The sequence below is a fragment of the Methanoculleus formosensis genome, from assembly GCF_025384765.1.
Taxonomy (GTDB): domain Archaea; phylum Halobacteriota; class Methanomicrobia; order Methanomicrobiales; family Methanoculleaceae; genus Methanoculleus; species Methanoculleus formosensis.
On record NZ_VHLL01000013.1, the window covers coordinates 1 to 24629 of the forward strand.

At 64.9% G+C, this 24629-nt stretch carries 19 protein-coding genes; 7 read left to right on the plus strand and 12 right to left on the minus strand.

From position 1 onward, the window contains the following. Positions 1 to 126 precede the first annotated feature (126 nt). A complete protein-coding gene (locus FKB36_RS12740) occupies positions 127 to 687 on the minus strand; it encodes a diacylglycerol/polyprenol kinase family protein (RefSeq protein ID WP_261598472.1) in 561 nt (186 codons plus the stop codon). A 105-nt stretch (positions 688 to 792) separates the two neighbouring features. Here FKB36_RS12740 and FKB36_RS12745 point away from each other — a divergent pair, with 105 nt between their 5' ends. Together FKB36_RS12745 and FKB36_RS12750 are read left to right on the plus strand one after the other, a co-directional pair. Then, complete coding sequence (locus tag FKB36_RS12745) at positions 793 to 1146, plus strand: TIGR04255 family protein (RefSeq protein ID WP_261598473.1); 354 nt, start codon at positions 793 to 795, stop codon at positions 1144 to 1146. Next, positions 1064 to 1561, plus strand: a complete 498-nt coding sequence (locus FKB36_RS12750) for a TIGR04255 family protein (RefSeq protein ID WP_261598507.1) — start codon at positions 1064 to 1066, stop codon at positions 1559 to 1561. The genes FKB36_RS12745 and FKB36_RS12750 overlap by 83 nt, the downstream gene beginning before the upstream one ends. Positions 1562 to 1573: 12 nt before the next feature. Here the strand turns inward: FKB36_RS12750 and FKB36_RS12755 are convergent, their stop codons facing one another. Beyond that, positions 1574 to 1777 carry a DUF2795 domain-containing protein gene (locus FKB36_RS12755; RefSeq protein ID WP_261598474.1) on the minus strand — a complete coding sequence of 68 codons (204 nt, stop codon included), beginning with the start codon at positions 1775 to 1777 and terminating at the stop codon, positions 1574 to 1576. Between the two features lie 121 nt (positions 1778 to 1898). Between FKB36_RS12755 and malQ the strand changes: the two genes are divergently transcribed. Further along, the gene (gene malQ, locus FKB36_RS12760; protein ID WP_261598475.1) at positions 1899 to 3398 is read left to right on the plus strand and encodes a 4-alpha-glucanotransferase; all 1500 of its coding nucleotides are present in this window, start codon (positions 1899 to 1901) and stop codon (positions 3396 to 3398) included. 244 nt (positions 3399 to 3642) lie between these two features. Here malQ and FKB36_RS12765 read toward each other — a convergent pair whose 3' ends face one another. Further along, complete coding sequence (locus tag FKB36_RS12765; RefSeq protein ID WP_261598476.1) at positions 3643 to 3837, minus strand: hypothetical protein; 195 nt, start codon at positions 3835 to 3837, stop codon at positions 3643 to 3645. 168 nt (positions 3838 to 4005) lie between these two features. Next, positions 4006 to 5778 carry an alpha-glucan family phosphorylase gene (gene glgP, locus FKB36_RS12770; RefSeq protein WP_261598477.1) on the minus strand — a complete coding sequence of 591 codons (1773 nt, stop codon included), beginning with the start codon at positions 5776 to 5778 and terminating at the stop codon, positions 4006 to 4008. An 819-nt stretch (positions 5779 to 6597) separates the two neighbouring features. Between glgP and FKB36_RS12775 the strand changes: the two genes are divergently transcribed. Beyond that, a complete protein-coding gene (locus tag FKB36_RS12775) occupies positions 6598 to 9045 on the plus strand; it encodes a plasma-membrane proton-efflux P-type ATPase (RefSeq protein WP_261598478.1) in 2448 nt (815 codons plus the stop codon). Positions 9046 to 9054: 9 nt separating this feature from the next. Here the strand turns inward: FKB36_RS12775 and ppsA are convergent, their stop codons facing one another. From ppsA to gpmA, 4 genes are all read right to left on the minus strand, one after another. Continuing rightward, positions 9055 to 11493 carry a phosphoenolpyruvate synthase gene (gene ppsA, locus FKB36_RS12780; protein WP_261598479.1) on the minus strand — a complete coding sequence of 813 codons (2439 nt, stop codon included), beginning with the start codon at positions 11491 to 11493 and terminating at the stop codon, positions 9055 to 9057. After that, positions 11490 to 12545 (minus strand): NAD(P)-dependent oxidoreductase, encoded by a 1056-nt coding sequence (locus tag FKB36_RS12785; RefSeq protein ID WP_261598480.1) that lies wholly within the window; start codon positions 12543 to 12545, stop codon positions 11490 to 11492. The genes ppsA and FKB36_RS12785 overlap by 4 nt, the downstream gene beginning before the upstream one ends. A 4-nt stretch (positions 12546 to 12549) precedes the next feature. Beyond that, on the minus strand, positions 12550 to 13557 hold the full coding sequence (gene gap, locus FKB36_RS12790) for a type I glyceraldehyde-3-phosphate dehydrogenase (protein WP_261598481.1): 1008 nt from the start codon (positions 13555 to 13557) through the stop codon (positions 12550 to 12552). Between the two features lie 867 nt (positions 13558 to 14424). Further along, positions 14425 to 15171, minus strand: a complete 747-nt coding sequence (gpmA, locus tag FKB36_RS12795; RefSeq protein WP_261598482.1) for a 2,3-diphosphoglycerate-dependent phosphoglycerate mutase — start codon at positions 15169 to 15171, stop codon at positions 14425 to 14427. 254 nt (positions 15172 to 15425) lie between these two features. Between gpmA and FKB36_RS12800 the strand changes: the two genes are divergently transcribed. Beyond that, complete coding sequence (locus FKB36_RS12800; RefSeq protein ID WP_261598483.1) at positions 15426 to 16991, plus strand: META domain-containing protein; 1566 nt, start codon at positions 15426 to 15428, stop codon at positions 16989 to 16991. A gap of 102 nt (positions 16992 to 17093) precedes the next feature. Here FKB36_RS12800 and FKB36_RS12805 read toward each other — a convergent pair whose 3' ends face one another. The 4 genes from FKB36_RS12805 to FKB36_RS12820 are packed head-to-tail and all read right to left on the minus strand — an operon-like array spanning position 17094 to position 20873. After that, the gene (locus FKB36_RS12805) at positions 17094 to 17519 is read right to left on the minus strand and encodes a nuclear transport factor 2 family protein (RefSeq protein ID WP_261598484.1); all 426 of its coding nucleotides are present in this window, start codon (positions 17517 to 17519) and stop codon (positions 17094 to 17096) included. A 51-nt stretch (positions 17520 to 17570) separates the two neighbouring features. After that, positions 17571 to 19361 carry a molybdopterin-binding protein gene (locus FKB36_RS12810; RefSeq protein ID WP_261598485.1) on the minus strand — a complete coding sequence of 597 codons (1791 nt, stop codon included), beginning with the start codon at positions 19359 to 19361 and terminating at the stop codon, positions 17571 to 17573. Between the two features lie 24 nt (positions 19362 to 19385). Further along, on the minus strand, positions 19386 to 20198 hold the full coding sequence (tsaA, locus tag FKB36_RS12815; protein ID WP_261598486.1) for a tRNA (N6-threonylcarbamoyladenosine(37)-N6)-methyltransferase TrmO: 813 nt from the start codon (positions 20196 to 20198) through the stop codon (positions 19386 to 19388). A 33-nt stretch (positions 20199 to 20231) separates the two neighbouring features. Beyond that, positions 20232 to 20873 carry an FmdE family protein gene (locus FKB36_RS12820; protein WP_261598487.1) on the minus strand — a complete coding sequence of 214 codons (642 nt, stop codon included), beginning with the start codon at positions 20871 to 20873 and terminating at the stop codon, positions 20232 to 20234. Positions 20874 to 21196: 323 nt separating this feature from the next. On the opposite strand from FKB36_RS12820, the gene fdhF reads away from it, so the two are divergent. Both fdhF and FKB36_RS12830 read left to right on the plus strand, forming a co-directional pair. Next, on the plus strand, positions 21197 to 23266 hold the full coding sequence (gene fdhF, locus FKB36_RS12825; RefSeq protein ID WP_261598488.1) for a formate dehydrogenase subunit alpha: 2070 nt from the start codon (positions 21197 to 21199) through the stop codon (positions 23264 to 23266). After that, positions 23267 to 24505, plus strand: coding sequence for a Coenzyme F420 hydrogenase/dehydrogenase, beta subunit C-terminal domain (locus FKB36_RS12830; protein ID WP_261598489.1), 1239 nt, complete (start codon positions 23267 to 23269; stop codon positions 24503 to 24505). The last annotated feature ends 124 nt before the right edge of the window (positions 24506 to 24629 follow it).

Below are 24629 nucleotides of genomic sequence, written 5' to 3' on the forward strand. Positions count from 1 at the left end.
CCCACCCCCCTCCATGGCGATAGCCACCACGGTCCAGTGCACGGGGATTTTTTATCGCCCCAACTTGTTCTGCCATCCTCAGTCAAAACCCCGCACTCCGCAAACCCAGCACTTGAGATTCTTCTGTCATATCCCCCCGACCCCCAGCCCTGCCAGCACCACACACGCCCCCACCTGGACCGCCACGTTGTCGTCGAGCGGGAAGAAGGCTTCGATGATCCCGCCGACCGCCGCGACGATCGCGGCCGCCCACCAGGGGATCAGGAAGGCGAGCGCGAGAGCGGCCGCGACGACCCCGGCAACCGTCCCCTCGAGCGATTTGCTGCCGACGAGGGTATGCCGCCCAAAGCGCAGCCCGACAACGGTCGCGACGCTGTCGAGCACCCCGACCGTGACGAGGCCGACCGCGGTATACTCCCTCCCGAAGACCGCGAGGCAGAAGAGCGCCCCGGCGGCGTAGGCGATCCCGCCCTTGAGCGGCACCTTCCCGGTGCGTTCCGACTCGTCCATCACCCGCGAGAGGACCGGGACGTCGTAGCCGCGGGTGAAGGCGTCGCAGGCGAGGAACTGGGCGACGAGAGCGGCGCTCACGAATATTAACGCCCCCAGGTCGTCCAGACTGAGAATTATCGCGGCGCCGAGGACCCCCATGAGCAGGTGGACCGTCTGGCGGAACGTCTCGCCCATCACACCCGGATAGCGGCCGCGGCAGATAAAGCATCGTGCGGGTGCCGGGCAGCAGTCACCTTAAAATAGTCTCCTCCCATCCAACACCCCCTGAGGGAGAAGAAGATGGCAGAAGTACGGAAGTACATCAACCCCCCCGCCGCCGAAGTGATATGCGAGTTCCGGTTCCCCGAGGATACCCCCTGGGACCTGACCTACCCCGGCATACTCTACAACCACCTGAAAGAGACCTACCCGAAGAGAGACCAGCGCTACGTCCGCGAAGTGGTGATGCTCCTCGGGCCCGGAGGGGCTCCGCGAGGAACTCCTGGTTGGGGAACGGTCGATCTTTCTCGCCGAGGACGAGGGCTGCGCCGTCCAGGTCGGGCCCCGCCTGCTGTCGGTGAGCTGCCAGAAACCCTACGTCCACTGGGAGGCCTTCTCGGCGCAGATCCGCGGGGCGTTCGACCGGTTCCGTGAGGTCGTCAGCGCTGACGCCATCGGCACGATGAACCTCCGGTACGTCAACCTCATCGAGATCCCGGAGCGGGAGGTGACGCTCTCGGACTACTTCGCCTTCTACCCCACCCTCCCGCCTGAACTCCCGCGGGTGCCGGCGGGGTTCATCACCGGGTGCGAGTTCGCGTTCCACAACAACCGCGACAACTGCCGGGTGGAACTCACCGACGCCGTCCCCGGATCGACGGAGAACAACGCGTTCCTCCTCAACATCGATTACTACCTGACGGAAGGCCAGCAGATCCCGCCGGACGGAGTGGCAGACTGGCTCGAGATCGCCCACACCCACGTCCGGGATATCTTCGAGGCCTGCATCAAGGACACCCTCCGCGACCGCTTCACCATCCGGGAGGAGGTGCCGGTGGCGGCACGGTGATATCCCGGACCCTCACACCAGCATCCCGATGGTCCTGGTCACGGCGTCCGGGCTCGCATACCCCCTCTCCGGCAGCCGTTCGAGCGTTCGCAGGACGTCGTCCGGTGCACCGGTCTTTCGGGCATAGGCGACCAGGCTCCGGCGGGTCGCCGGGTACGGGGCGTCGCAGAGACATGCGTGAATGCGGGACGTGGTCATGGCAGTCGGTAAACCCATCTCAATCACCTCCTCTCCGGCCCCTCTGTGGGTGGGATCTATTTGACCGTACCCCTCTCCGGCCGGGATAAGACTATATGGGGGCACTGCCCCAGAAGAGCGAGTTATCGGGAGAAGGCGTATGATTCAGGCGCGAGGGAGCGGCATACTCCTGCATATCACGTCCCTGCCGTCGCCGTACGGCATCGGGGACTTCGGCCCGGCGGCATACCGGTTCGTCGATGCGCTCGAGGGAGCCCGGCAACACTACTGGCAGATCCTGCCGCTCAACCCGACAGAGGCGGCGTACGCCCACTCCCCCTACTCGAGCCCGTCGGCGTTTGCCCTGAATACCCTCCTCATCAGCCCGGAGATGCTCGTCCGGGAAGGCTACCTCAGGAAGAGCGAACTGGAGCCGGCGCCCGGTTTTCCGGAGGAGCGGGCGGCCTACGAGGCGGCCGTGTGGTACCACGAGCGGCTGTTTGCGGTTGCCTATGAGCGGTTCCGCTACTCCGGGCCGGATCGCAGGTTCGAAGCGTTCTGCGACGGGGCGGGGTGGTGGCTCGACGACCACGCGCTCTTCGTCGCGCTCAAGGACCACTTCCGCGGGCAGGCGTGGACCCGGTGGCCGGAGGAGATCCGGGCCCGGGAGCCGGGGGCGCTCAAAGAGATGCGCGAACTGCTCGACGACCAAATACGAAAGGAGAAGTTCCTCCAGTACATCGCCGCCCGGCAGTGGTCGGCCCTCCGGCGCTACTGCACGGAGCGGGGCATCCAGGTCATCGGCGACATCCCGATCTACGTCGCCTACGAGAGCGTCGACGTCTGGGCGCACCCCGGGATCTTCAAACTCGACGAAGACCTCCGCCCGACCGTGGTCGCCGGGGTGCCGCCCGATATCTTCAGCAAGACGGGGCAGCTCTGGGGGAACCCGGTCTATGACTGGGCTGCACTCCGGGAACGGGGATACGACTGGTGGGCGGGCCGGATTGCCCGGTCCGGCGAACTCTACGACCTCTTCCGGATCGACCACTTCCGGGCGTTCGCGGACTACTACGAGGTTCCGGCGGGAGATGCGACCGCCGAGCACGGCACCTGGGTCGACGGGCCGGGGGCTGAGTTCTTCGAGACGCTCGCCCGACGGTTCCCCTGCTTTGCCATCGTCGCCGAGGATCTGGGGGCGAACACCCCGGCCGTCCAGGCCCTCCTCGACCGGTTCGCCTTCCCGGGGATGAAGATCCTCCTCTTCGCGTTCGGCGAGGGGATCGAGAAGAGCGCCCACATCCCGCACAACTACGTCCATAACCTCATCTGCTACACGGGGACGCACGACAACAACACGGCGCGGGGGTGGTTCGAGGAGGAGGCGACGGATGAGGACAGGGAGCGGTTCTTCGCCTACGTCGGGCGGGAGGTGGGGGCGGATGTGGTTCACCGGGAACTCATCCGGCTCGGGATGACATCGGTCGCGCGGGCGTGCATCGTCCCGATGCAGGACATCCTCGGTCTCGGCGCCGCGGCACGGATGAACTACCCCTCGACCACCATGGGGAACTGGGTGTGGCGGATGACCCCCGCGGAGTTCGATGAAGCCCCGTTTGAGTGGCTCAGGGGGCTTACGGTGTTGTCGGGGCGGGGGTGAGCGGAGAAGAACGCAGAGCGGGGGGGAAGTTCTCACAACCCTCACGATTTCATGCAGGGCCATATCGCTATCTGCACCCGTATCTCACGCGAAAGACGCGAAGGCGCGAAGGGGAGTTCCTATCAGATAGCCAATCTTCGCGTTCTTCGCGCCTTCGCGTGAGCTAACGGTTTATACGCGATGATTACAGCAAGGTTGCAGTCTGCAAACGTCTGGAACGTCTTTGAGGGCGTTGCTAGCCCGTTCAGTACCGGCTCAGGGCCTCAAGCTCCTCGCGGATCGTCCGCCGGACCATCTCCTCGATGGCCGTGTAGTCGCGCCGTGCCTTCTCCTGCTTCTTGATCATCTCCTCCATCTTCATGATCCCGGCTGAGAGGTTCTTCCCGTACTGCAGGGCGACCTCCAGCGCCTCCTCGTCAACCCGGACGACCCTGGACATGAAGAAAAGGTTTTGCGGCCGGGGATTTATGTGTTACAGTTTTGTTACGGTATGGGCGATAGTGTTGCGGTTTTGTTACACCCGCGAGGGATCTGTAACAATATGTTACGCGAAGCGATCAGGTAAAAATTGCCGGGAGAATTGCCTCGTTCTTCGGCCCCGGCCTCTCTAGAGATACGCCTCCGTCGCGTATCTCCGCATCATCCGGTGGGTGTTGAAGTAGTAGGCTATCTTCGCGATCGAGCTCCGCATGATCGTCGCCCACTCGTCCTTCCGGTGGTAGTAGGTGGGGATGATCAGGTACTCCAGTTTGCTGTAGAGGTCCTGGATCTCCTGCCTCCGCCGCTCGGCCTCGCTCACCGACGCATCGGGTCCGGGACCGATCGCCCACCCCGTCGTCCCCTCGATCCAGCCCTCGATCCACCAGCCGTCGAGGACGCTGAAGTTGATCACGCCATTCAGGGCGGCCTTCATCCCGCTCGTCCCGCTCGCTTCATAAGGTGGGAGGGGCGTGTTCAGCCAGACGTCCACCCCGGCGGTCATCAGGCCCGCGACATCCATCGTGTAGTTCTCGAGGTAGACCCCCGTCACCTCCCCCTCAAGGTCGCGCAGGGCACCGTGGACCTCGCGGATCTCCTGCTTGCCGATAGCGTCCGCCGGATGGGCCTTCCCGGCGAAGACGAGCTGGATCGCCCCCTGCTTGCCGGCCTCCCGAAGTTTATCGAGATCCGAGAAGAGCAGAGTTGCCCGCTTGTAGGCCGCCGCCCGCCGGGCGAACCCGATCGTGAGGGCTTCGGGGTCCAGGTCGACACCGTTCTCCTCCCTGACGTAGTCCACCAGGGCCTGCTTTGCCTGCCGGTGAGCGTGCCTGATATCCTCGTGCGGGATCGCATCGACCCTGACGAGCAGTTCCGGCTCCTGCGCCCAGCCCGCGATGTAGCGGTCGTAGAGGCCCCGGAACGGCATCGATGTCCACGTGTGCGGGTGGACGCCGTTCGTCACCGCCCGGATATGGAACCCTGGAAAGAGCCGCCTGGAGAAGTTCATGTGCGCCGTCGTCACGCCGTTGACGTACCTGCTCAGGCGGAACGCGAGGGTTGCGAGGGCAAGCCCGTCTTCGCCGATGTACTCGTCGAGCAGGGTCGGCGAGATCTCGGCGCTGAGCAGGCGGATTACCGTATCCCGGGGGAACGTCTCGAACGCCGTCGCCACCGGGGTATGGGTGGTGAAGATGCAGTGCATCTGCACCTTCTCCTCGTCCATCCCCGGCCGCCTGAGGAGTTCGAGGGTGAGGAGGCTTGAGTGGCTCTCGTTGATGTGGTACTTGCCGACCCTGATGTCCAGCGCGGCAAGCATCCGGGCCCCGCCGATCCCGAGCACGATTGCCTGCTTCAGGCGGTACTCCTGGTCGCCCCCGTAGAGGTGGTCGGTTATCCCCCGGTCATCCGGTGCGTTCTCCGGGAGGTCGGTGTCGAGGAAGAGCACCGGCACGAGGCCGCCGACGGGGCTCCAGTAGTCGTAGAGCCAGGCCCGGATCGCAACGTTGGCATCTCCTATCCGCACGGTCACCCGCCGGGGAAGTTCCCGCATGTGCTTCTCCGGGTCCCACTCATCCGCAGAATCGATCTGGTCGCCTTCCGGGGTCAGCCGCTGCCGCACGTAGCCTTTCCGGTTGACGAGCGTCACCGCGACCATCGGGATGAGGAGATCCGCGCTCGACCGGATGACGTCCCCGGCAAGCACGCCGAGACCACCGCTGTAGGTCGGAATCTCGCTCTCGATGCCGATCTCCATCGAGAAGTAGGCGATCTTCTCGCCCCGGATGAACGTATCCCTGCAGAGTTCGCTCGAGAAATGGTAGGTCTCGCCCCGGACCTCCACCGAGTATGCCGCCTTCGCCGGATCCACCGGCATCCCGCAGACCGGGTCCCTCGCCGCCATGGCCCTGCATCCCCCGGATATCATATGAACCTGCCGACAGACCGGGTTTTGGGGGTGGGTTATGTAGCGCTACTCGCATACACCCATGGCCCGGTTGCCACCGGGTATTCTCATGCACGGCCCCCCGGAGGGGCTTACGGGTATGATTTTGTGCGGGGAGCCCGCCCCCTCCCCCGGATGCGATAAGGGACTGGCCGAAGGGCAGGAGCTCGAACATCGAAGGTGCGCAAGCCACTTACGGTCCAGTGCATCGGGACATACCCGGGGAAGAACCGGGTCCAGAGCCACTCCAGACACGGATTTCCACTGGATATCGCCACGCACTGCCCCCGCCCCGGGGGCGGGGGAGGAGGCCGAAGGCCGGGAGGGGTGGGGGATTCGGGTACCGCCTTGCGAGAGACAGGGAGAGGGGGTTTCCCCCTCCCCCAATGGCGATAGCCACCACGGTCCACTACATCGGGACAGGCCCGGGGAGGAACCGGATCTAGAGCCACACACGGACACGGCTTCCCACCGGGTATCCTCAAGCACTGCCCCCGCCCCGGGCGGGGGAGGAGGCCGAAGGCGCGGACGGGGTGGGGGCTTACAGGTATCGCTACCCGGTGAGACAGAGGAGGGGGCGCCCCCTCCCCGTCGGCCCCATCCCCAGGGGGCGATAGCCACCACGGTCCGGTGTATGGGGACAAGTCCGGAGAAGAACCGGGTAAAACCACACCCGGAAACGATTTTTCCCCGGCTATCGCCACAGACACACACACCCCGGGGGCCAGCAGGCGGCACCTATATACGATCCCATCAAGAGGGGCGAGCGGGAGAACCATGGAGCACGAGGCGATCAGCACCGATGAGGCCCGGGGCATGGCCGTCGACGACCTCTACCGGGCCCTCTCCTCCCGGCGGGACGGCCTGTCCGGGTCCGAGGCAGGGGACCGGATCCGAAAGTACGGCTACAACGAGATCCCCGAAAAGGAGGAGAGCGCGGTCCTGAAGTTTTTACGCTACTTCTGGGGCCCCATCCCCTGGATGATCGAGGCGGCGCTCATCATATCCGCCGTCATCGGGCGCTGGGAGGACTTCGCGATCATACTCGCCCTCCTTCTCATCAACGCGGTCGTCGGTTTCTGGCAGGAGCGCCAGGCCGGCAACGCCATCGCCATGCTGAAGAAGAGGCTCGCACTCGAGGCGAGGGTGCTTCGCGACGGCAAGTGGCAGAAGATCTCTGCACGAGACCTCGTTCCCGGGGATATCGTCCGGGTCAGGAACGGGGATGTCATACCCGCCGACATCAAACTCGTCGAGGGAGACTTCCTCTCGGCCGACGAGTCCGCCCTCACCGGAGAGTCGATGCCGGTCGAGAAGCACGTATCGGACACGGCCTATTCCGGCTCCACCGTCAAACAGGGCGAGATGACCGCGCTCGTCGTGGCTACGGGTGAAAAAACCTTCTTCGGCAAAACCGCCCGGCTCGCCGGGGAGGCGGCGACGGCAAGCCACTTCCAGAAGGCCGTCGTCAGGATCGGCGATTACCTGATCGTGCTCGCGGTCGCCCTCGTCACCGTGGTCTTCATCGTCTCGCTCATCCGGCAGGAGAGTCTCCTCGAAACCCTCCAGTTCGCGCTCGTCCTGATCGTGGCGGCAATCCCCGCGGCGATGCCGGCCGTCCTCTCGATCACCATGGCCGTAGGGGCGACGGCGCTTGCCCGGAAGGAGGCCATCGTCAGCAGACTCGTCGCCATCGAAGAGATGGCCGGGGTGGACGTTCTCTGCACCGACAAGACCGGGACGATCACCGAGAACAGGCTCACCCTCGCCGAGGTCGTCCCGTTTGAGGGGTTCGGGAAGGACGACGTAATCCTCGCCGCCATCCTCGCTTCCCGCGAAGAGGACCGGGATCCCATCGATGTCGCGATCATCGAGTCGAAGGAGGCGCAGGGTCTCAATGATCGGCTCCACACTTATACCGTCACCGGCTTCAAGCCCTTCGATGCGGTGATTAAGCGCACCGAGGCCACGGTCCAGGAAGGCGACGGCCGGGAGTTCTCGGTCGCAAAGGGTGCGCCGCAGGTGATCCTCGCCCTCGCCGGCGGGGGAGAGGATCTTCGAGAGGCGGTCGACCGCCTCTCCGGGACCTTCGCGAAGAAAGGCTACCGGATGCTCGGCGTCGCACGGAGCGACGCCCCCAATACCTGGACCTACGCCGGCGTCCTCGGCCTCCACGACCCGCCCCGCGACGACTCCGCGGCGACCATCAAGACGGCGGCGGATATGGGGCTCGACGTCAAGATGGTCACCGGCGACCACACCGCGATCGCCCGGGAGGTCGCGCGGGAGGTGAACCTCAGGACCGAGATCGCCACCGCCGATGCCTTCGTAAAGGAGAGCGACCCGAAAGCCGCGGAGATCGTCGAGGAGGCTGCCGGGTTCGCCGAGGTCTTCCCGGAGCACAAATACCGGATCGTCTCCCTCCTCCAGTCGCGGGGGCATATCGTCGGCATGACCGGAGACGGCGTGAACGACGCCCCCGCTCTCAAAAAGGCCGACGTCGGGATCGCGGTCGCCGGAGCCACGGATGCAGCGAAGTCGGCGGCCGCGATCGTCCTCACGAAACCGGGCCTCTCGGTGATCATCGATGCGATCAAAGAGAGCCGGATGATCTTCCAGCGCATGAGCCACTACGTCACCTACCGGATCGCCGAGACCATCCGCCTCCTCTTCTTCATCACCCTCTCGATCCTGCTGTTTGGGTTCTTCCCGATAACCGCCCTGATGATCGTCCTCCTTGCGCTCCTAAACGACATCCCGATCATGACCATCGCCTGGGACAACGTCCTCTACTCCCGGTCCCCTGAACGGTGGAAGATGCGCGAGATCCTCACGCTCGCGACGATCATCGGGTTCGTGGGCGTCGTATCCTCATTTATCCTGCTCGCCATCGCACAGGGCCCGCTCAACCTCCCCCTGGACACCATCCGGTCGCTCATCTTCCTCAAACTCGCGGTCGCCGGCCATCTCACCGTCTTCGTCGCCCGTACCCGGGGGCCGTTCTGGTCCGTCCGGCCCGCCCCGGTCCTGCTCGGGGCGGTGATCGTCACGCAGACCGTCGCGACCCTGATCACCGTCTACGGGATATTTATAGCGCCCATCGGCTGGCCGCTTGCGATCTTCGTCTGGATCTATGCGCTCGTCTGGGCGCTCGTGATCACAGATCCGATAAAGGTCTACGCCTACCGCCTCATCGACCGCGGCAGCATACCGTTTGTCCGGTGAGGGAATCCCTCACCGGGGCACCGGGGCCGCCTTCTTCGCGCCCCGAAGGCGTTCCTCGACCTCGGCAACCCGGAGGGTGATCGCCAGGAGCGCATCGGGCTCGACCGATATCGAGTCGATCCCCTGCTCCACCAGGAAGTCGGCGAACTCCGGGTAGGTACTCGGCGCCTCGCCGCAGAGCCCGCTGTGCCGATGGTTCCGCCGGCATCCCTCAACGGCCATCGCGACCATCCGTTTGACGGCCGGATCGCGCTCATCGAACGCCCCGCCCACCACCGCCGAGTCGCGGTCGATGCCGAGAACGAGCTGGGTCAGGTCGTTCGAGCCTATCGAGAACCCGTCGAAGTACTCGCTGAACGCATCGAGTTCGACGACGTTGCTCGGGATCTCGCACATCTGGTAGATCTCAAGACCGTTCTCGCCGCGCGAAAGACCATTCTTCCCGAGCTCCTCGATGACCTGCTTTGCCTCCTCCACCCGGCGGCAGAAGGGGATCATGATGATAAGGTTCGCAAGGCCCATCTCTTCGCGGACCCGCTTCAGCGCCCGGCACTCGAGAGCGAATCCCTCCCGGTAGCGCTCGTCGTAGTAGCGGGAGGCGCCGCGGAACCCGAGCATCGGGTTTGCCTCGCCGGGCTCGAAGCCGGCGCCGCCGAGGAGGCTCGCATACTCGTTCGTCTTGAAGTCGCTCGTCCGGACGACGACCGGGTTCGGGTAGAACGCCGCGGCGATCGTCCCGACGCCCTCCGCGAGCCTCTCGACGAAGTACTCCTCCCCGTCCGGGTAGCCGTAGGTGAGGCCCGCGATCGATTGCCGGACGGACTCGTCCTCGACCCGCTCGGGGTGAACGAGCGCCATCGGGTGGACTTTTATGTAACTGCTGATGATGAACTCCATCCGGGCAAGCCCGATACCGTCATTCGGGACCATCGCAAGCCCGAAAGCCGCATCGGGGTTACCCAGGTTCATCATCACCTCGGTCTTCGGCCGCCGCAGGTCCGAGAGCCGGGTCTTCTCGACGTGGAACGGGAGGGCCCGGTCGTAGATGAACCCCTCCTCCCCCTCGGCACAGCTGACCGTCACCTCCCGTCCTGTCGGGACCTTCTCGGTCGCGTCGCCCGTGCCGACGACGGCAGGGATGCCGAGTTCCCGACTGACGATCGCGGCGTGGGAGGTCCGACCGCCCCGGTTCGTCACGATGGCGGCGGCCGTCTTCATGACGGGCTCCCAGTCGGGGGTCGTGGTGTCGGAGACCAGGACCTCCCCCGGCCTGAACTCGGAGAGGCGGCCGACATCGGTGACGGTCCGGGCCTTCCCGGCGGCGATCTTATTCCCGATGCTCTTTCCGGCGGCGAGCACCGTCCCGCGCTCGTCGAGGCGGTAGGTCTCGAGGACGTCTCCCGCCTTCTGCGACTGCACCGTCTCGGGCCGGGCCTGGACGATGAAGAGCTCATTGGTCTCGCCGTCCTTTGCCCACTCGATATCCATCGGCACCGGTCTTCCGGCCTTTGCCGAGTAGTGGTCCTCGATCGTGAGCGCATACCCGGCAAGCGTCAGGATATCGTCGTCGGTGATGCAGAACCGTCTCCGGTCGGCATCCGGGACATCGACCCTCCGGGTGACCTCTTTCTCTCCCCCGTGGCCGTAGACGAGCTTCACCTTTTTTTCGCCGCGATTCTTCCTGACGATGGCCCGGCGTCCCTTCCGGAAGGTCGGTTTGAAGACGTAGAACTCGTCGGGGTTGACGGCGCCCTGGACGATCATCTCGCCGAGGCCGTAGGAGCCGGTGACGAGGACGACGTCCCGGAACCCGGTGTCGGTGTCGAGCGTGAAGATGACCCCGCTCGATGCCAGGTCGGAGCGGACCATCTTCATGACCCCGACCGAGAGGGCGACCTTGAAGTGGTCGAAGCCGTTGTCCACCCGGTAGGCGATAGCCCGGTCGGTGAAGAGGGAGGCGAGACACCGGACGTAGGCATCCCGCAGGGCCTGGTAGCCCCGCACGTTCAGGTAAGTCTCCTGCTGCCCCGCGAACGAGACCGTCGGGAGGTCTTCGGCGGTGGCGCTCGACCGGACGGCGACATCGGCATCCGGCCCGTACTCGTCGGAGAGCATATCGTAGGCCGCCCGGATCTCGCCCCAGAGGTCGTCGGGGATCCCGGCCGAGAGGATGAGATCGCGGGCCCGCCTCCCCCGCTTTGCGATGTCGGCGACGTTGTTCCGGTCGAGCCCGGCAAGCGTCTCTTTGAGGTCGTCGAAGATCCTCGCGGATGTAAGGACATGCCGGTAGCCTTCGGCGGTCACGGCAAACCCGTCGGGGATCTTCACGCCCTTCGGGGTCAGTTCACTGTACATCTCGCCGAGCGATGCGTTCTTCCCACCGACAAGGCCGACGTCCTCGTTTCTGACGTCGATAAACCAACGAATATACTTCGCGTCCTGCTTCATGCTCCCCCTCCTGCCGGCGCCTCCGCCGGCACCCGGTAGGTTCCGGCGACGACGTTCTGCGGGTTCCCGACGAAGAACGCCCTGATGTTCTCGATGCTTGCATCGAGGATCCGGTCGACCGCCTCCCGCGTATTGAAGGCGTTATGGGGGGTGAGGATCGCCTTATCGGAGTGCAGCAGGCCGAAACTCGCGAGCGCATCCCGCAGTTCCTCCGCCGACGCCTCGTCCGCCCCGGCAAACTCCTCCTCGATCCAGACCTCCTCCCCCTCGAAGGTGTCGAGCGCGACGCCGCCGAGGCGGCCTTCGCGGAGGGCTTCTGCGACCGCCCGGATGTCCACCACGCCGCCCCGGGCTGTGTTGACGAGGAGCGCGGAGCTCTTGACCAGCCGGAGCCGTTCTGCGTCGATAAGGTGATGCGTGGCCTTCGTGTGGGGGACGTGCAGGCTGATGACGTCCGCTTCCCGCAGGAGTTCGTCGAGGTCCATGTAGCGGACGCCGTAGTCTTTTGTGAGAGCCGGGTTCGGCCTCAGGTCGTAGGCGATCACCTCCATCCCCGCCGCGTGGGCGATGCGAGCGAGGTGCGACCCGATGCGCCCGGTCCCGATCAGGCCGAGGGTCTTACCGGCGAGGTCCATCCCGGCAAGTCCGGCCCGCGAGAAGTCGCCCCGGTCGGTCCGCGCAAACGTCGCCCGGAACCGCCGGGCGAGGGCCAGGATGAGCCCGAAGGCGAACTCCGCCACCGTGGTTTCTCCGTAATGCGGCACGTTGCAGACGGCGATGTTCTTCTCCCGGCAGGCGGCGAAGTCGATGTGGTCGAACCCCGTGGACATGGCGGCGATCACCTTGAGGTCCGGCAGCCGGTCGAGGACCTCGCGGGTGACACGGGACATGACGAAGACCCCGATGCCTTCGGCGCCATGGGCAAGCGATACGTTCTCGATAGTGAGCGGTTCGGCGTGCAGGGCGAGATCATAACCGCTCGGGCCGGCGAACCCCCTCCCGATCACATCCTGTTCGTGCTCATCGAGGCCGAAGAAGACTAATTTGGTCATCCCCTCACTCCCGGGAGGCCATGTAGGCGGCGATATCGACCATCCTCTTCGCATACCCGAACTCGTTGTCGTACCAGACCAGGACCTTGACCATCCGCCCGCCGACGACGCTCGTGGAGAGCCCGTCGACGACCCCGGAGTGCGGGTCGCCGACGATATCGGCCGACACGATCGGATCCTCGGTATACGCGAGGTATCCCTTCATCCTTCCTTCCGCCGCCGTCTTCATCGCGGCGTTCACCTGGTCCGCCGTTGTATCGCGGTTCAGTTCCGCGACGATATCGATGACCGACCCGTCGGGGATGGGAGCCCGGATCGCTATCGCGTCCATCTTCCCGGTGAGTTCGGGCAGAACCCGGGTGGTGGCGACGGCGGCACCGGTCGTCGTCGGGATCAGCGAGACGGCTGCGGCCCGTCCCCGGCGCGGTTTCTTTGCGGCCCGATCAACCAGTGCCTGGGTGGCGGTGTAGGCGTGGATCGCCGTTGCCATCAGGCGTTCGACGCCGAACGCATCGTTCAAGACCTTCGCCGCCGGCGCGAGCGCGTTGGTCGTGCAGGAGGCGTTCGAGACGACGGTATGCTTTGCAGGGTCATACGTCTCCTCGTTGACCCCGAGGACGACCGTATGGTCGGCGTCGGGCGAGGGTGCGCTGATGACGACCCGTGATGCCCCGGCGTCCAGGTGCTTCGCGGCGCCCGCCCGCTCCGTGAAGTGCCCCGTGCACTCGAGCACCATATCCACGCCGAGGTCCTTCCACGGGAGGCGGGTCGGGTCCCTCTCGTGCAGCACCCGCACCTCCTTCGGCCCGAACCGGATATGGTCCTTCCCGGCCTCGACCGGGAACGGCGCCCGCCCGTGGACCGAGTCGTACTGCATCAGGTAGGCGAGTTCTTCTGTCGGGTTTGGGTCGTTCACCGCGACGATCTCGATCTTCTCCGGCGGATCGGTCAGGTAATTGGAGAGAACCTTCCGCCCGATCCGCCCGAATCCGTTGATGGCAACCTTCTTCATGACACTTCCCCCTGTTGGAGAGGTGGCCCTCTGCGGGATGGTATATATGATCTTTCCCACCGCGGAGAGGGGGTGACATACGCGATCCCTATCAGGACGCCGGCGTCAGTGCTGCTCCCCCGGGGCACGGCTTCCCACCGGGTATACGCCTGGGCATTGCCCCTGCCCCCGGGAAGGGTGGAAGGTCCGGATAATAGCCCTATGGGGTAGAGACAGGGGAGGGGGGATGCTCCCCCCTCCCCGTCGGCCCCTCCCCCGGTCGCGATATCCACCACGGTCCCCTGTATGGGGATATGGTCAGAAAAGAACCGGCGCCAAGCGCTGCTCCCCGGGCACGGCCTTCCCCGGGTATCGCCATGACAGTCCCTGCCGGTGGGCGAGGTGGAAGGTCCGGAGAATAGCCCTATGGGGTAGAGACAGGGGAGGGGGGATGCTCCCCCCTCCCCGTCGGCCCCTCCCCCAGTCGCGATATCCACCACGGTCCCCTGTATGGGGATATGGTCAGAAAAGAACCGGCGCCAAGCGCTGCTCCCCGGGCACGGCCTTCCCCGGGTATCGCAAGCACTGCCCCTGCCCCCGGGAGGGGGCGGGGGAGGAGCGCGAAGCGCGGGCGGAGTGGGGATGCCGGAGAAAGCGTATGCGTACCCTCCCAGGGAAACGCCGGGCGGGGTGGGGGATGCGGAGAAGTATAGGCGTACCCTCCCAGGGAAACGCCGGGCGGGGTTGGGGATGCCGGAGAAAGCGTATGCGTACCCTCCCAGGGAAACGCCGGGCGGGGTGGGGGTTGCCGGAGAAAGCGTATGCGTACCCTCCCAGGGAAAAGCCGGCATACGCGATCCCCGGCCAGCCGCCCGTGCATTCCTTCGTCTATCCCGGCCCTGCCTGCCGGGCCACGCCCCGGGCGGCCGCTGCAATCTCCTCCGGGTCGCCGAGGTAGTGGTGCCGGACGGCCTTCAGGTCTCCGTCCAGTTCGTAGACGAGCGGGTAGCCGGTCGGGATGTTCAGCCCCGCGATCTCGTCGTCGGGAACATTGTCCAGGTGCTTGACCAGGGCACGGAGGCTGTTGCCGTGGGCGGCGACCAGGACGGGTCTCCCCGCCGCAAGGTCCTGGGTGATATGGCTCTCCCAGCAGGGGAGCACCCGCTTGAGCGTGTCGCGGAGGGCCTCGGTCGCAGGCAGGGTCTCCGGGTCGAGGTCTGCATAGCGGGGGTCGAACCGCGGGTGCCGCGGATCGTCCCACGGGAGCGGCGGCGGCCGGACGTCGTATGCCCGGCGCCAGAGATGCACCTGATCCGCACCGTACCTCTCCGCGGTCTCCTGCTTGTTCAAACCCTGCAGGGCGCCGTAACTCTTCTCGTTCAGCCGCCACGACCGGTGCACCGGGACGTACATGAGGTCGAGGTCGTCCATCACGATCCAGAGCGTCCGGATAGCCCGCTTCAGGACGGAGGTGTAGGCGACGCGGAACGTATACCCGCCGTCCCCGAGGAGTTCCGCCGCCTTATGGGCCTCTTCGATACCCTGTGGCGAGAGGTCGACGTCGGTCCAGCCCGTGAACCGGTTCTCCCGATTCCAGACGCTTTCGCCGTGCCTCAGAAGGATCAACGTTACCATAGCGTTCTTCTCCCGCACCCGGTATGGGACGCTCCCCGATAAAACCCCTGCACATGCAGAAAGATACCCGCCGAACGATACCGGAACGCCCAAATACGGCGGGACAGCCCACTCCTCGCTATTAGGCGGCATAAAATAACAGAACCCGGATAAACCATATAATCGTCAGGTTTGACAAACCGACCACGTATAGGTTCGATTTATTTCGTAGCTTACAATTCATTTATCACTCATTCCCGCCCATATGCTGTTGTATGGCACCGAACAGAAGAAGGAACAGAAACTACATCCTCACGACGGCGTCGCTCCTGGTCATCGTCGTGGCAGCCATCATCGCCGCGGGGTGCATGGGGGGCACGTCGACGCCGGGGGCGTCTGTGGCGCTTTCCGGAACGTCCTGGAAACTTGATTCATACCTCGCCGGGAACGGAACCCTCGTTCCGGTCTTGCCGGGAACAGAGGTCACGGCGGTCTTCGGCGCTGACGGGAACGTCGGCGGGGATGCCGGGTGCAACCACTACGGCGGCGACTACCGCCTCGACGGCACGACCCTCTCGGTCTCCTCGCTCATCCAGACGCTGATGTACTGCGAGACGCCGGGCGTCATGGAGCAGGAGGCACGGTTCATCGACCTCCTCGGCTCGGCGGCCGGATGCCGGATCGAGAACGATCGGCTCGTCGTCACCGATGCGGAGGGAGCAACGACGCTCGTCTTCGTGAAGGGAGACGCGCCCGCTGAACTCGCCGGGACGTCCTGGACGCTCGCGAGCCTCGCCGAAAACGGCACCATGATCCCGGTCCTTGACGGCACAACCGTCACGGCGCTCTTCAACGCCGACGGGAACGTCGGCGGCAACGCCGGGTGCAACTCCTACGGGGCCGGCTACACCGTGGACGCCGCGAACCTCACCATTGAGCCGGCCATACGGACCGAGATGTACTGCAACGAGCCGCCCGGCCTCATGGACCAGGAGGACCGCTACCTTGCGCTCCTCGCGGACGTCGCCTCCTACCGGATGGAAGACGGCCGGCTGATCCTCACGGACGGCGAGGGCGCCGACCTCCTGGTCTTCGAGAAGGCCGTCCCGAAGTCCGACCTCCCGCTCGTCGGGACGGACTGGGTGCTTGACAGCTACAGCACCGGAGGGGACGCAATCTCCTCGGTGATTGCGGGGGCGACGGTCACCGCGAAGTTCTCGGCGGACGGGAACGTCACCGGCAACGCCGGGTGCAACCTCTACGGCGGCCAGTACAGCCTTGAAGGCGAAAACCTCTCGGTCTCCTCGCTCTTCAGCACCCTGATGTACTGCGGGACGCCCGGCGTCATGGAGCAGGAGAGCGCCTACCTTGCCCTCCTCGGAAATGCCTCGTCCTACCGAATCGAAGGCGACCGCCTGACCCTCGCGGACGCGGCGGGGACGGACTTCCTCTTCTTCGTGCAGGCCGAGGAGGTCCCGCCGGCGCCGCTCGCCGGGACGGAGTGGACGCTTGAGTCCTATAGCCTGAGCAGCGAAGCCGTCTCCTCGGTGATCGCCGGGACGACGGTCACCGCGGTCTTCTCGGCCGACGGGAACGTCGGCGGCAACGCCGGGTGCAACTCCTACGGGGCCGGCTACACCGTGGACGGCGCAAACCTCACCGTCGAAGCGCCGATCAGCACGAAGATGTACTGCGGCGAGCCGGAAGGCGTCATGGAGCAGGAGAACCGCTACCTCACCCTCCTCGAGTCGGTCGCAGGCTACCGGATCGACGGAACCCGGCTCGTTCTCACCGATGAAGCCGGAGCGACCCTGCTCACGTTCAGCGCGGGCCAGCCCTGATCCGGCTCGCCGCTCCCACCCTTTTTTCCCGCTTTCGGCGGTATAAGACAACTCTCAAAAATAGTGGTGATCGAACTGTTTCTGCAGACGGCGCGGGGAGGGTTACGCCGGATACGACCGGCCCGCTTCCTGGCCCTCTGCCGGGATTGAGTAGTGCATCTGGGCAAAGACCCACGCATGGCCGGTCCCCCGGAGTACCGCCGTCATCCGCCCGTTCAGGTCCTGCGGGGCGCCGCCCGCGACAACGTGGTAGGTCAGATCGGCCATCACCCAGGCGACCGTCCCCTCGGCGCCGATACGGACGTCGGAGAGGTCGAGCGAGATCGTCTCCGCCTGCGCAAAGTCGCGCTCGAGATGACGGCGATACTCCTCCCTCCCGATCGCCTTCTCGTCGGCGCCGGTCCCGAAGCCGCGGAACTCGGGGTCGGTGAACGCCATGATACCCTCGACATCCTTCCTGCTCATGGCATCCGTCATCCGCCGGAGCACCGCCATGATCTGCTCCCGGGTCTGCTCGCTGACTCGCATGAGGAGTGGTCATACCAAAAATGGATATTCGTTTCGAGCAGGGGCAGCGGCTCAGGCCGAAGATACGTCGTCCGCGGCTCCGTCCCCGGGATCTCTCCCGACAGCCCGGAGGTACGCGCAGAACCCCGGCGACCGTGCGGCCTCGATGAGGGCTGCGACGCCCTCGTCCGCGGCAAACTCCTCTCGTATCACCAGATCGCACGACTCGTAGCCGATCGACGTGAACCGGAGCCCCGACTCCCGCGCTTCAAGGGCCGAACAGACCCGGACGTCCCCGGGAACGCCCGACGGGGAGAGAGCGATCCCCTCCCGGTCAAGCCACGCATCGAGGAGGAACTGCGCCACCGGGCGGTTCACGACCCGCAGCGACGCAAGGCTCCCGGCATCGAGGTCGCCGGCCGACGCAACCCCGAACTCCGTCCGGGCCACCGGAACCCGGAGGAGACGCACGTCGGGCAGGTAGCGGAGCACCTGGTCGCTCCACGCCGACGCGGTCTCGGGGAGAGCAACCGTCGCCGCGTGGCAGGTCTTCGCCCGCAGAGCGAGCACCGCTCCGATCGTCGATGCGTTGCAGCAGTGGAGGTGGTAGCCAGCCTCCGCGAGGAGGTTGCCGAGTTCGCCGAGGACAGGGTCACGCCTCCCGACGCAGACGAGCGTCCGGGCGACGGAAGCGGGCGGGACGGTGAGCCGGACGCGCACCTCCTCGCCCGCCTCGATCCCCTCCCGTGCGGCCGGGATGTGGAGATAGCCGTTTGCCCGGACGACCGCCATCTGGATGCCGCCGCCCCGGGGATGGGGCGTCGCCCAGCAGGTGCCGTCGACCCGCCCGATCGAGACCGGGACGAACTCGTCGAACCCGAGATCGGACGCCAGCCGTCGCGAGAGCCGGACATCCAGTTCTTCGCCCGGGAGCGGCTCGAGTCCCCACCCCGCGAGGAGCGCCCCGGCAACCTCGCGGAGAACCGTCTGGGCGGCGACGGGATACCCCGGCATCCCGAGAACCGGTCTGCCGCCGACGTTCGCGAGCAGCACCGGCTTCCCCGGCCGGACGGCGATCCCGTGGAAGACGATCTCACCGAGGACCTCGACGACGTCCCGGGAGAAGTCGCGGGTGCCGGCCGACGAACCCGCCGAGAGGATGACGAGATCGTTCTCGGCGACCGCCGCCTCCACCGCCTCCCGGATGAGATCGGGTTCGTCGGGAACGATCCCGTAACGGCGACAGGTCGCCCCGAACCCGGCGAGGTAGGCCTCCGCCATGAGGGTGTTCGTCTCGATAGTCTGACCGGGCCCGGGCGCCGTGCCGAGCGGGACAAGGTCGCTCCCCGTCGGGACGATCCCGACCCGGACCGACCGGACGGCGAGCCGGTCTATCCCGTAGGTCGCGAGCGCACCGATGTCGAACGGCCTGATGCGGTGGCCTTTCGGGAGGACGAGTTCCCCCGCCCGGACATCCTCGCCGGCACGGCGGATGTTCTGCCCGGGCGCGGCGGACTTCCGGATCCGGGGGACGCCGCCCTCGTTCCAGGTATCCTCGATCATGACGACAGCGTCGAACGGTCGCGGGAGCACCTCGCCGGTGTTGACGCGGGCATACCCGGCAAGGGGCAGCGGCTGTTGGTCCTGCGCTCCACGGGTCTCGCCGCTCTTCACCGCGTATCCATCAAACTTCGCGATATCGGCTACGGGGACGGAATACCCCGCATACAGGGGTTCGGCCGTCACCCTGCCGACAGCCTCTGCGAGCGGCACGGTCTCGGCGCGGCCCGGCGAGGGAAACTCCCGTCGCATCATCGCGAGCGCCTCCGAGAGCGCGGTAAGGTTCAGGTATCTGCGTGACATATTCGTCCTGGATTATTGTAACTCTCAGTGCTGCGCCCGAAGGCGCACGGTGCAGTCGAAGAGCGACGCCTCGTCGGCCGCGAGGATCGCATCGACGCTCTCCGGCACCTCCCGGAGGAGAAAGACCGCCTCCTTTCCCGCGCAGGAGAGAACGCACCGGTCTCTCCCTGAAGATCCCAGCCGACGGTTTCCGGGGCGCGCGCCGGTGATCCCGATGAGCGCGTCGGCGATGCAGGGGTCGGAGCCGGGGGCGACCGAGACCTCGGGGGACGCGAGGTCGCGCTCGAAGATGCGCGTCGCCGCCTCCGCAAGCCGCACCGCGACCGCCACGCCGGGGCAGAGTTCACCGTGATAGTTCACCGCCTCCCGGATGAGGCCGGCCCGGTACTCGCCGGGGCCCATCTTCCGGATCTTCTCCGTCCGGTCGTGGCCGGTCGCGGAGAAGACGCAGTCCCACCCCGTCTGGTAGGGTTTGATATCGATCACCGGCGTTCCGTCGATCACGTCGACGTTTGCGAGCAGAAGGAACCGTCCGTCCCGTATCCCGCGCAGCCGGACCACCGAGACGGAGAGAGGATTCGGCCGCGCCGGAGAGCGGAGAGAGAAGACGCCCTTCTCCGGCAGATCCCCCGAGACCTTCCGGGGAACCGCTCGGAGGACGTCCCGGCCGGCCTCATGCAGCCAGCAGACGAGGATCAGGTGCGAGTTCGCCTCGATGCCGAAGAGTCCCCCGGCGTACGAGGGGTGGATCTCGATCTCGGCATCGACGCCCTGGACCGGCATATCGCTCCTGGAGCGGACGGCGGAATGCACGAGTCCTATCGGAGAGAACTCCATACGGTATATGCCTCCCGCGAGAGGGAGGTCTCCTCAGTAGGCTATCTTCTCGTAGTAAGACTGTGACCGGCAGTCGGAGCAGGCACCGTCGACGAGCAGGTTGTCGGGAACCATCTCGCCGCAGATGGAGCAGACCGCGGACTTCCACGGCCATTTCTGGGGCACTTTCACCCGCACCCGTTCCCAGGAGAGCATATCGCGCTCTGCATCGATGATCTCGTCGATCAGATCGAGACCCCGGGTTCTCGGGTCGAAGAGCGGGTCCTTCGTATACCAGAGAGCAAACGTCGGATACCGCTCGATCTTATCGCCGTCGACGAAGACACGGAACCCGTTCACGTGGGGGGCATCGGCCGGCCCATTCATGGTGATGGCGAACTTCCCGATCGGGAGCACCCGGAGGCGGTGGTTGCCGGTCGTGCAGTGGGCGATCACCTGCAGGGGGTCGGGCAGACACTTCGTCGTCTCGCAGACGGCATAGATCTTCTGGCCCCGGGGAGAGTTCAGAAGTTCCAGGGCATAGTCCACCATATAGACCCCGACCAGAAGCCCGGGGGCCGCAAAGGTGTGGAAATCGATGCAGCGTTTGAAGTCCTCGATCAATTCCGGCGAGGTGCCTCTGGACTTGAGTCGGGCCTCGATATCTTCCCATGTATGATTCAGTCTCGGTTGCACGGAGATGTAGTTGGTCAGGGTAGGTTGTAAACATTTTGGATCGGTAAATAAGGTTTAATTGACCTGGATCGGGTTGCTGCGACGTATCGCCGGGAAGGTGCCGCCTAATCGCGGAATCATCGATATCAGCGGCCTATACCCCGGGTGACAAAAAATATGTCGAGGAAGCGATCAACTATATAGCATAAAAAGCCGGCCGAAGTTAAAAGAGTAAGTTTAAATTTATATACTACTTAGTAGAGTAAAGCCACTATTAACATGCCCGGATCATCTGGACATGCATGGCAAAACCGACGTTGAATGCAACTATCGGGAGAATTCACATGGCTGACATTAATGGCAAATTACGTTACGTTCCCACAACCTGCCCCTACTGCGGCGTAGGGTGCGGACTCAACCTTGTGGTGAACGATGGCAAACTCGTGGGTGTCGAACCCTACAAGAGGAGCCCGATCAACGAGGGCAAACTCTGCCCCAAGGGAGCAACCTGCTGGGAGTTCGTCCAGAGCCCCGACCGTCTGACAAAGCCCCTCATCAAGAAGAACGGCGAGTTCGTCGAGGCTTCCTGGGACGAGGCTTATGATCTCATCGCCTCGAAGTTCACGGAGATCAGCGACAAGTACGGGCCGGACGCCCTCGGCTTCCAGGTCTCGTGCCGGACTCCGAACGAAGAGTGCTACATCATGCAGAAACTCGCGCGCGTCGCCTTCAAGACCAACAACATCGACAACTGCGCGCGTATCTGCCACGGGCCGTCCGTCGCGGGGCTCTCGCTCTCGTTCGGCTCCGGCGCCGCGACGAACCCCTTCGAGGACGTCAAGAACGCCGACGTCATCTTCATGATCGGCGCGAACAGCGTCGAGGCGCACCCGCTCGCAGCACGCCGGGTCCTCCAGGCGAAGAAGGCCGGCAAGAAGGTCATCGTCTGCGACCCGCGCTACACGCCCACGGCGCGTCTGGCCGACGAGTACGTCCGCTACAACCCCTCGACGAACATCGCCCTGATCAACTCGATCATGTACTGGATCATCCAGGAGAACCTCCACGACAAGGAGTTCATCGAGAAGAGGACGAGCGGGTTCGACGAACTGAAGAAGACCGTGGAGAACTACGCCGAGGTCGAGTCGATCACCGGTGTGCCGACCGAGCGGGTCAAGGAGATCGCGCGGGCCTACGCCACCGCAGATAACGCGGTGATCATCTACTGTCTCGGCATCACGGAACTTTCCACCGGCACGGACAACGTCCGGTCGCTCGGAAACCTCGCGATGCTCACCGGCAACGTCGGGAGACCCGGTGTCGGTGTCAACCCGCTCCGTGGCCAGAACAACGTCCAGGGCGCCTGCGACATGGGTGCGTACCCGAACGTCTTCTCCGGCTACCAGAAGTGCGAGGATGACGCCACCCGGAAGCGCATGGAAGAACTCTGGGGCGTCACCGGGCTTGCCAGCAACTACGGCGTGACCCTGACCGAACAGATCACCCAGTGCGGCGACCCGATCAAGGCGATGTACATCTTCGCGCTGAACCCGGTCGTCTCCTACCCCGACTCGAACCACGTCATGCGGTCGCTTGAGAAGCTCGACTTCCTGGTCGTGCAGGACCTCTTCATGACCGAGACGGCGAAATACGCCGACGTTATCCTGCCCGGCGCATCTTTCGCCGAGAAGGACGGGACGTTCACCAGCGGCGAGCGGCGTGTCAACCGTATCAGGAAGGCCGTCGATACCCCCGGAGACGCGAAGGAAGACTGGCAGATCTTCGTCGACCTCGCCCACAAACTCAATCTCAACGGGTTCGACTTCAACTCGCCCGAGGATATCTGGAACGACATGCGCCGGGTCACCCCGTCGATGGCCGGTATCTCCTACGAGAGGATGGAGAAGCCCGAGTCCGTCCACTGGCCCTGCCCGACCCTCGAGCACCCCGGAACGCCGATCCTGCACCGCGAGAAGTTCTCGTCGGCCGATGGTCTCGGACACTTCTTCGGTATCGAGCACCGGCCGCCCGCGGAGGTCGCCGACGCCGAGTATCCGTTCACCCTGATGACCGGACGTCTGATCTTCCACTACCACACCCGGACCCAGACCGGCCGGGCGAAGATCCTCCACCAGGAGGTGCCGGAAGCCTACGTGCAGATCAACAACGAAGATGCAGCACGGCTGAGCATCCAGAACGGTGAGAAGATCCGGCTCAAGGGCAGGCGCGGGCAGGCAGAGGCTCTTGCCCGGGTGACCGACGAAGTCGCACCCGGCGTGCTGATGATGACGATGCACTTCGGCGGAGTCGGGTCTGTAAACCAGCTGACGAACACCGCTCTCGACCCGCTCTCCAAGATGCCGGAGTTGAAGCACAGTGCTGTTGCCGTCGAGAAGATCACGGGGGTGCAGTAAATGGCAGCAAAGGGAGATATGGTATACGCCTGGACGACGAACGCCGACCTCGCCAAAGTGGCGGAATGCGGCGGTGCGGTGACCGGGCTCCTTAAGTACGCCCTCGAGAACAACATCGTCGACGCCGTGCTGGCGGTGAAGAAGGGCGTGGACCTCTACGACGCGGTTCCCACGATCATCACCGACCCCGCGGAGATCGGACAGACGGCAGGCTCGCTCCACTGCGGAACGCTTCTGCTCTCGAAACTGATCAAGAAGTACCTGGACGGTGCCGAGGACACGCGCCTTGCCGTGACGGTGAAGGGTTGCGACGCGATGGGTATCTACGAACTCGCGAAGCGCAACCAGATCAACCTGGACAACCTCCTGATGATCGGCGTCAACTGCGGCGGATCGGTCAGCCCGGTGACCGCCCGGAAGATGATCACCGAGAAGTTCGGGGTCGACCCGAACGACGTCGTCAAGGAAGAGATCGACAAGGGTCAGTTCATCATCGTCACGAAGGATGGCGAGCACAAGGGCATCTCGATGGACGAACTCGAGGAGGCGGGCTTCGGCCGCCGCGGCAACTGCCGCCGGTGCAAGATGAAGATCCCCCGCCAGGCGGACCTCGCCTGCGGAAACTGGGGCGTCATTGGCGATAAGGCCGGCAAGGCCACGTTCGTCGAGGTCTGCTCCGAGAAGGGCGCAAACCTCCTTGATGCGGCTGTCAGGTCCGGGGCGATCGCCACCGAGGCCGCGAACCCGAAAGGTATCGAGATCCGCGGCAAGGTCGAGAACTCGATGCTGAAACTCGGCGACAAGTGGCGGGCGCGCTACTTCGAGGGGCTCGGCGAAGGCAAGGAGCGTCTCCAGACGATCATGGAGGACTCGAGCCGGTGCACCAAGTGCTACGCCTGCATCGAGAACTGCCCGATCTGCTACTGTGTCGAGTGCAGCACGAAGAAGCCCTACCTGGTAGCGCCGGGTGTGCTCCCCGTGCCGTTCATGTTCCACCTGATCCGCTACGCTCACGTGGCAGACTCCTGTGTCAACTGCGGCCAGTGCGAGGAGAACTGCCCGATGGAGATCGCGAACTCGCTCTACATGCACGCCCTGCAGACGGATATGGAGAAGATGTTCGGCCACACCCCGGGTGTGAACATGGATCTCCCGGTCCTCGCGCTCGTCGAGGAGCAGGCGGAACGCCAGCGGCTCTTCGCAACCGGCAGCGACCAGATCTTCGACGTATTCAAATAACCCCGTATCATGGCAGGTTCCGGGCTATGCCCGGAGCCTGCCGGGGCCCGGGCGTTCGACCGGAGCAATACTTGAGTTCCATAAAAACCTCGATGCGCCCGTGCCGGGGCGCAGAAGGTGTGTC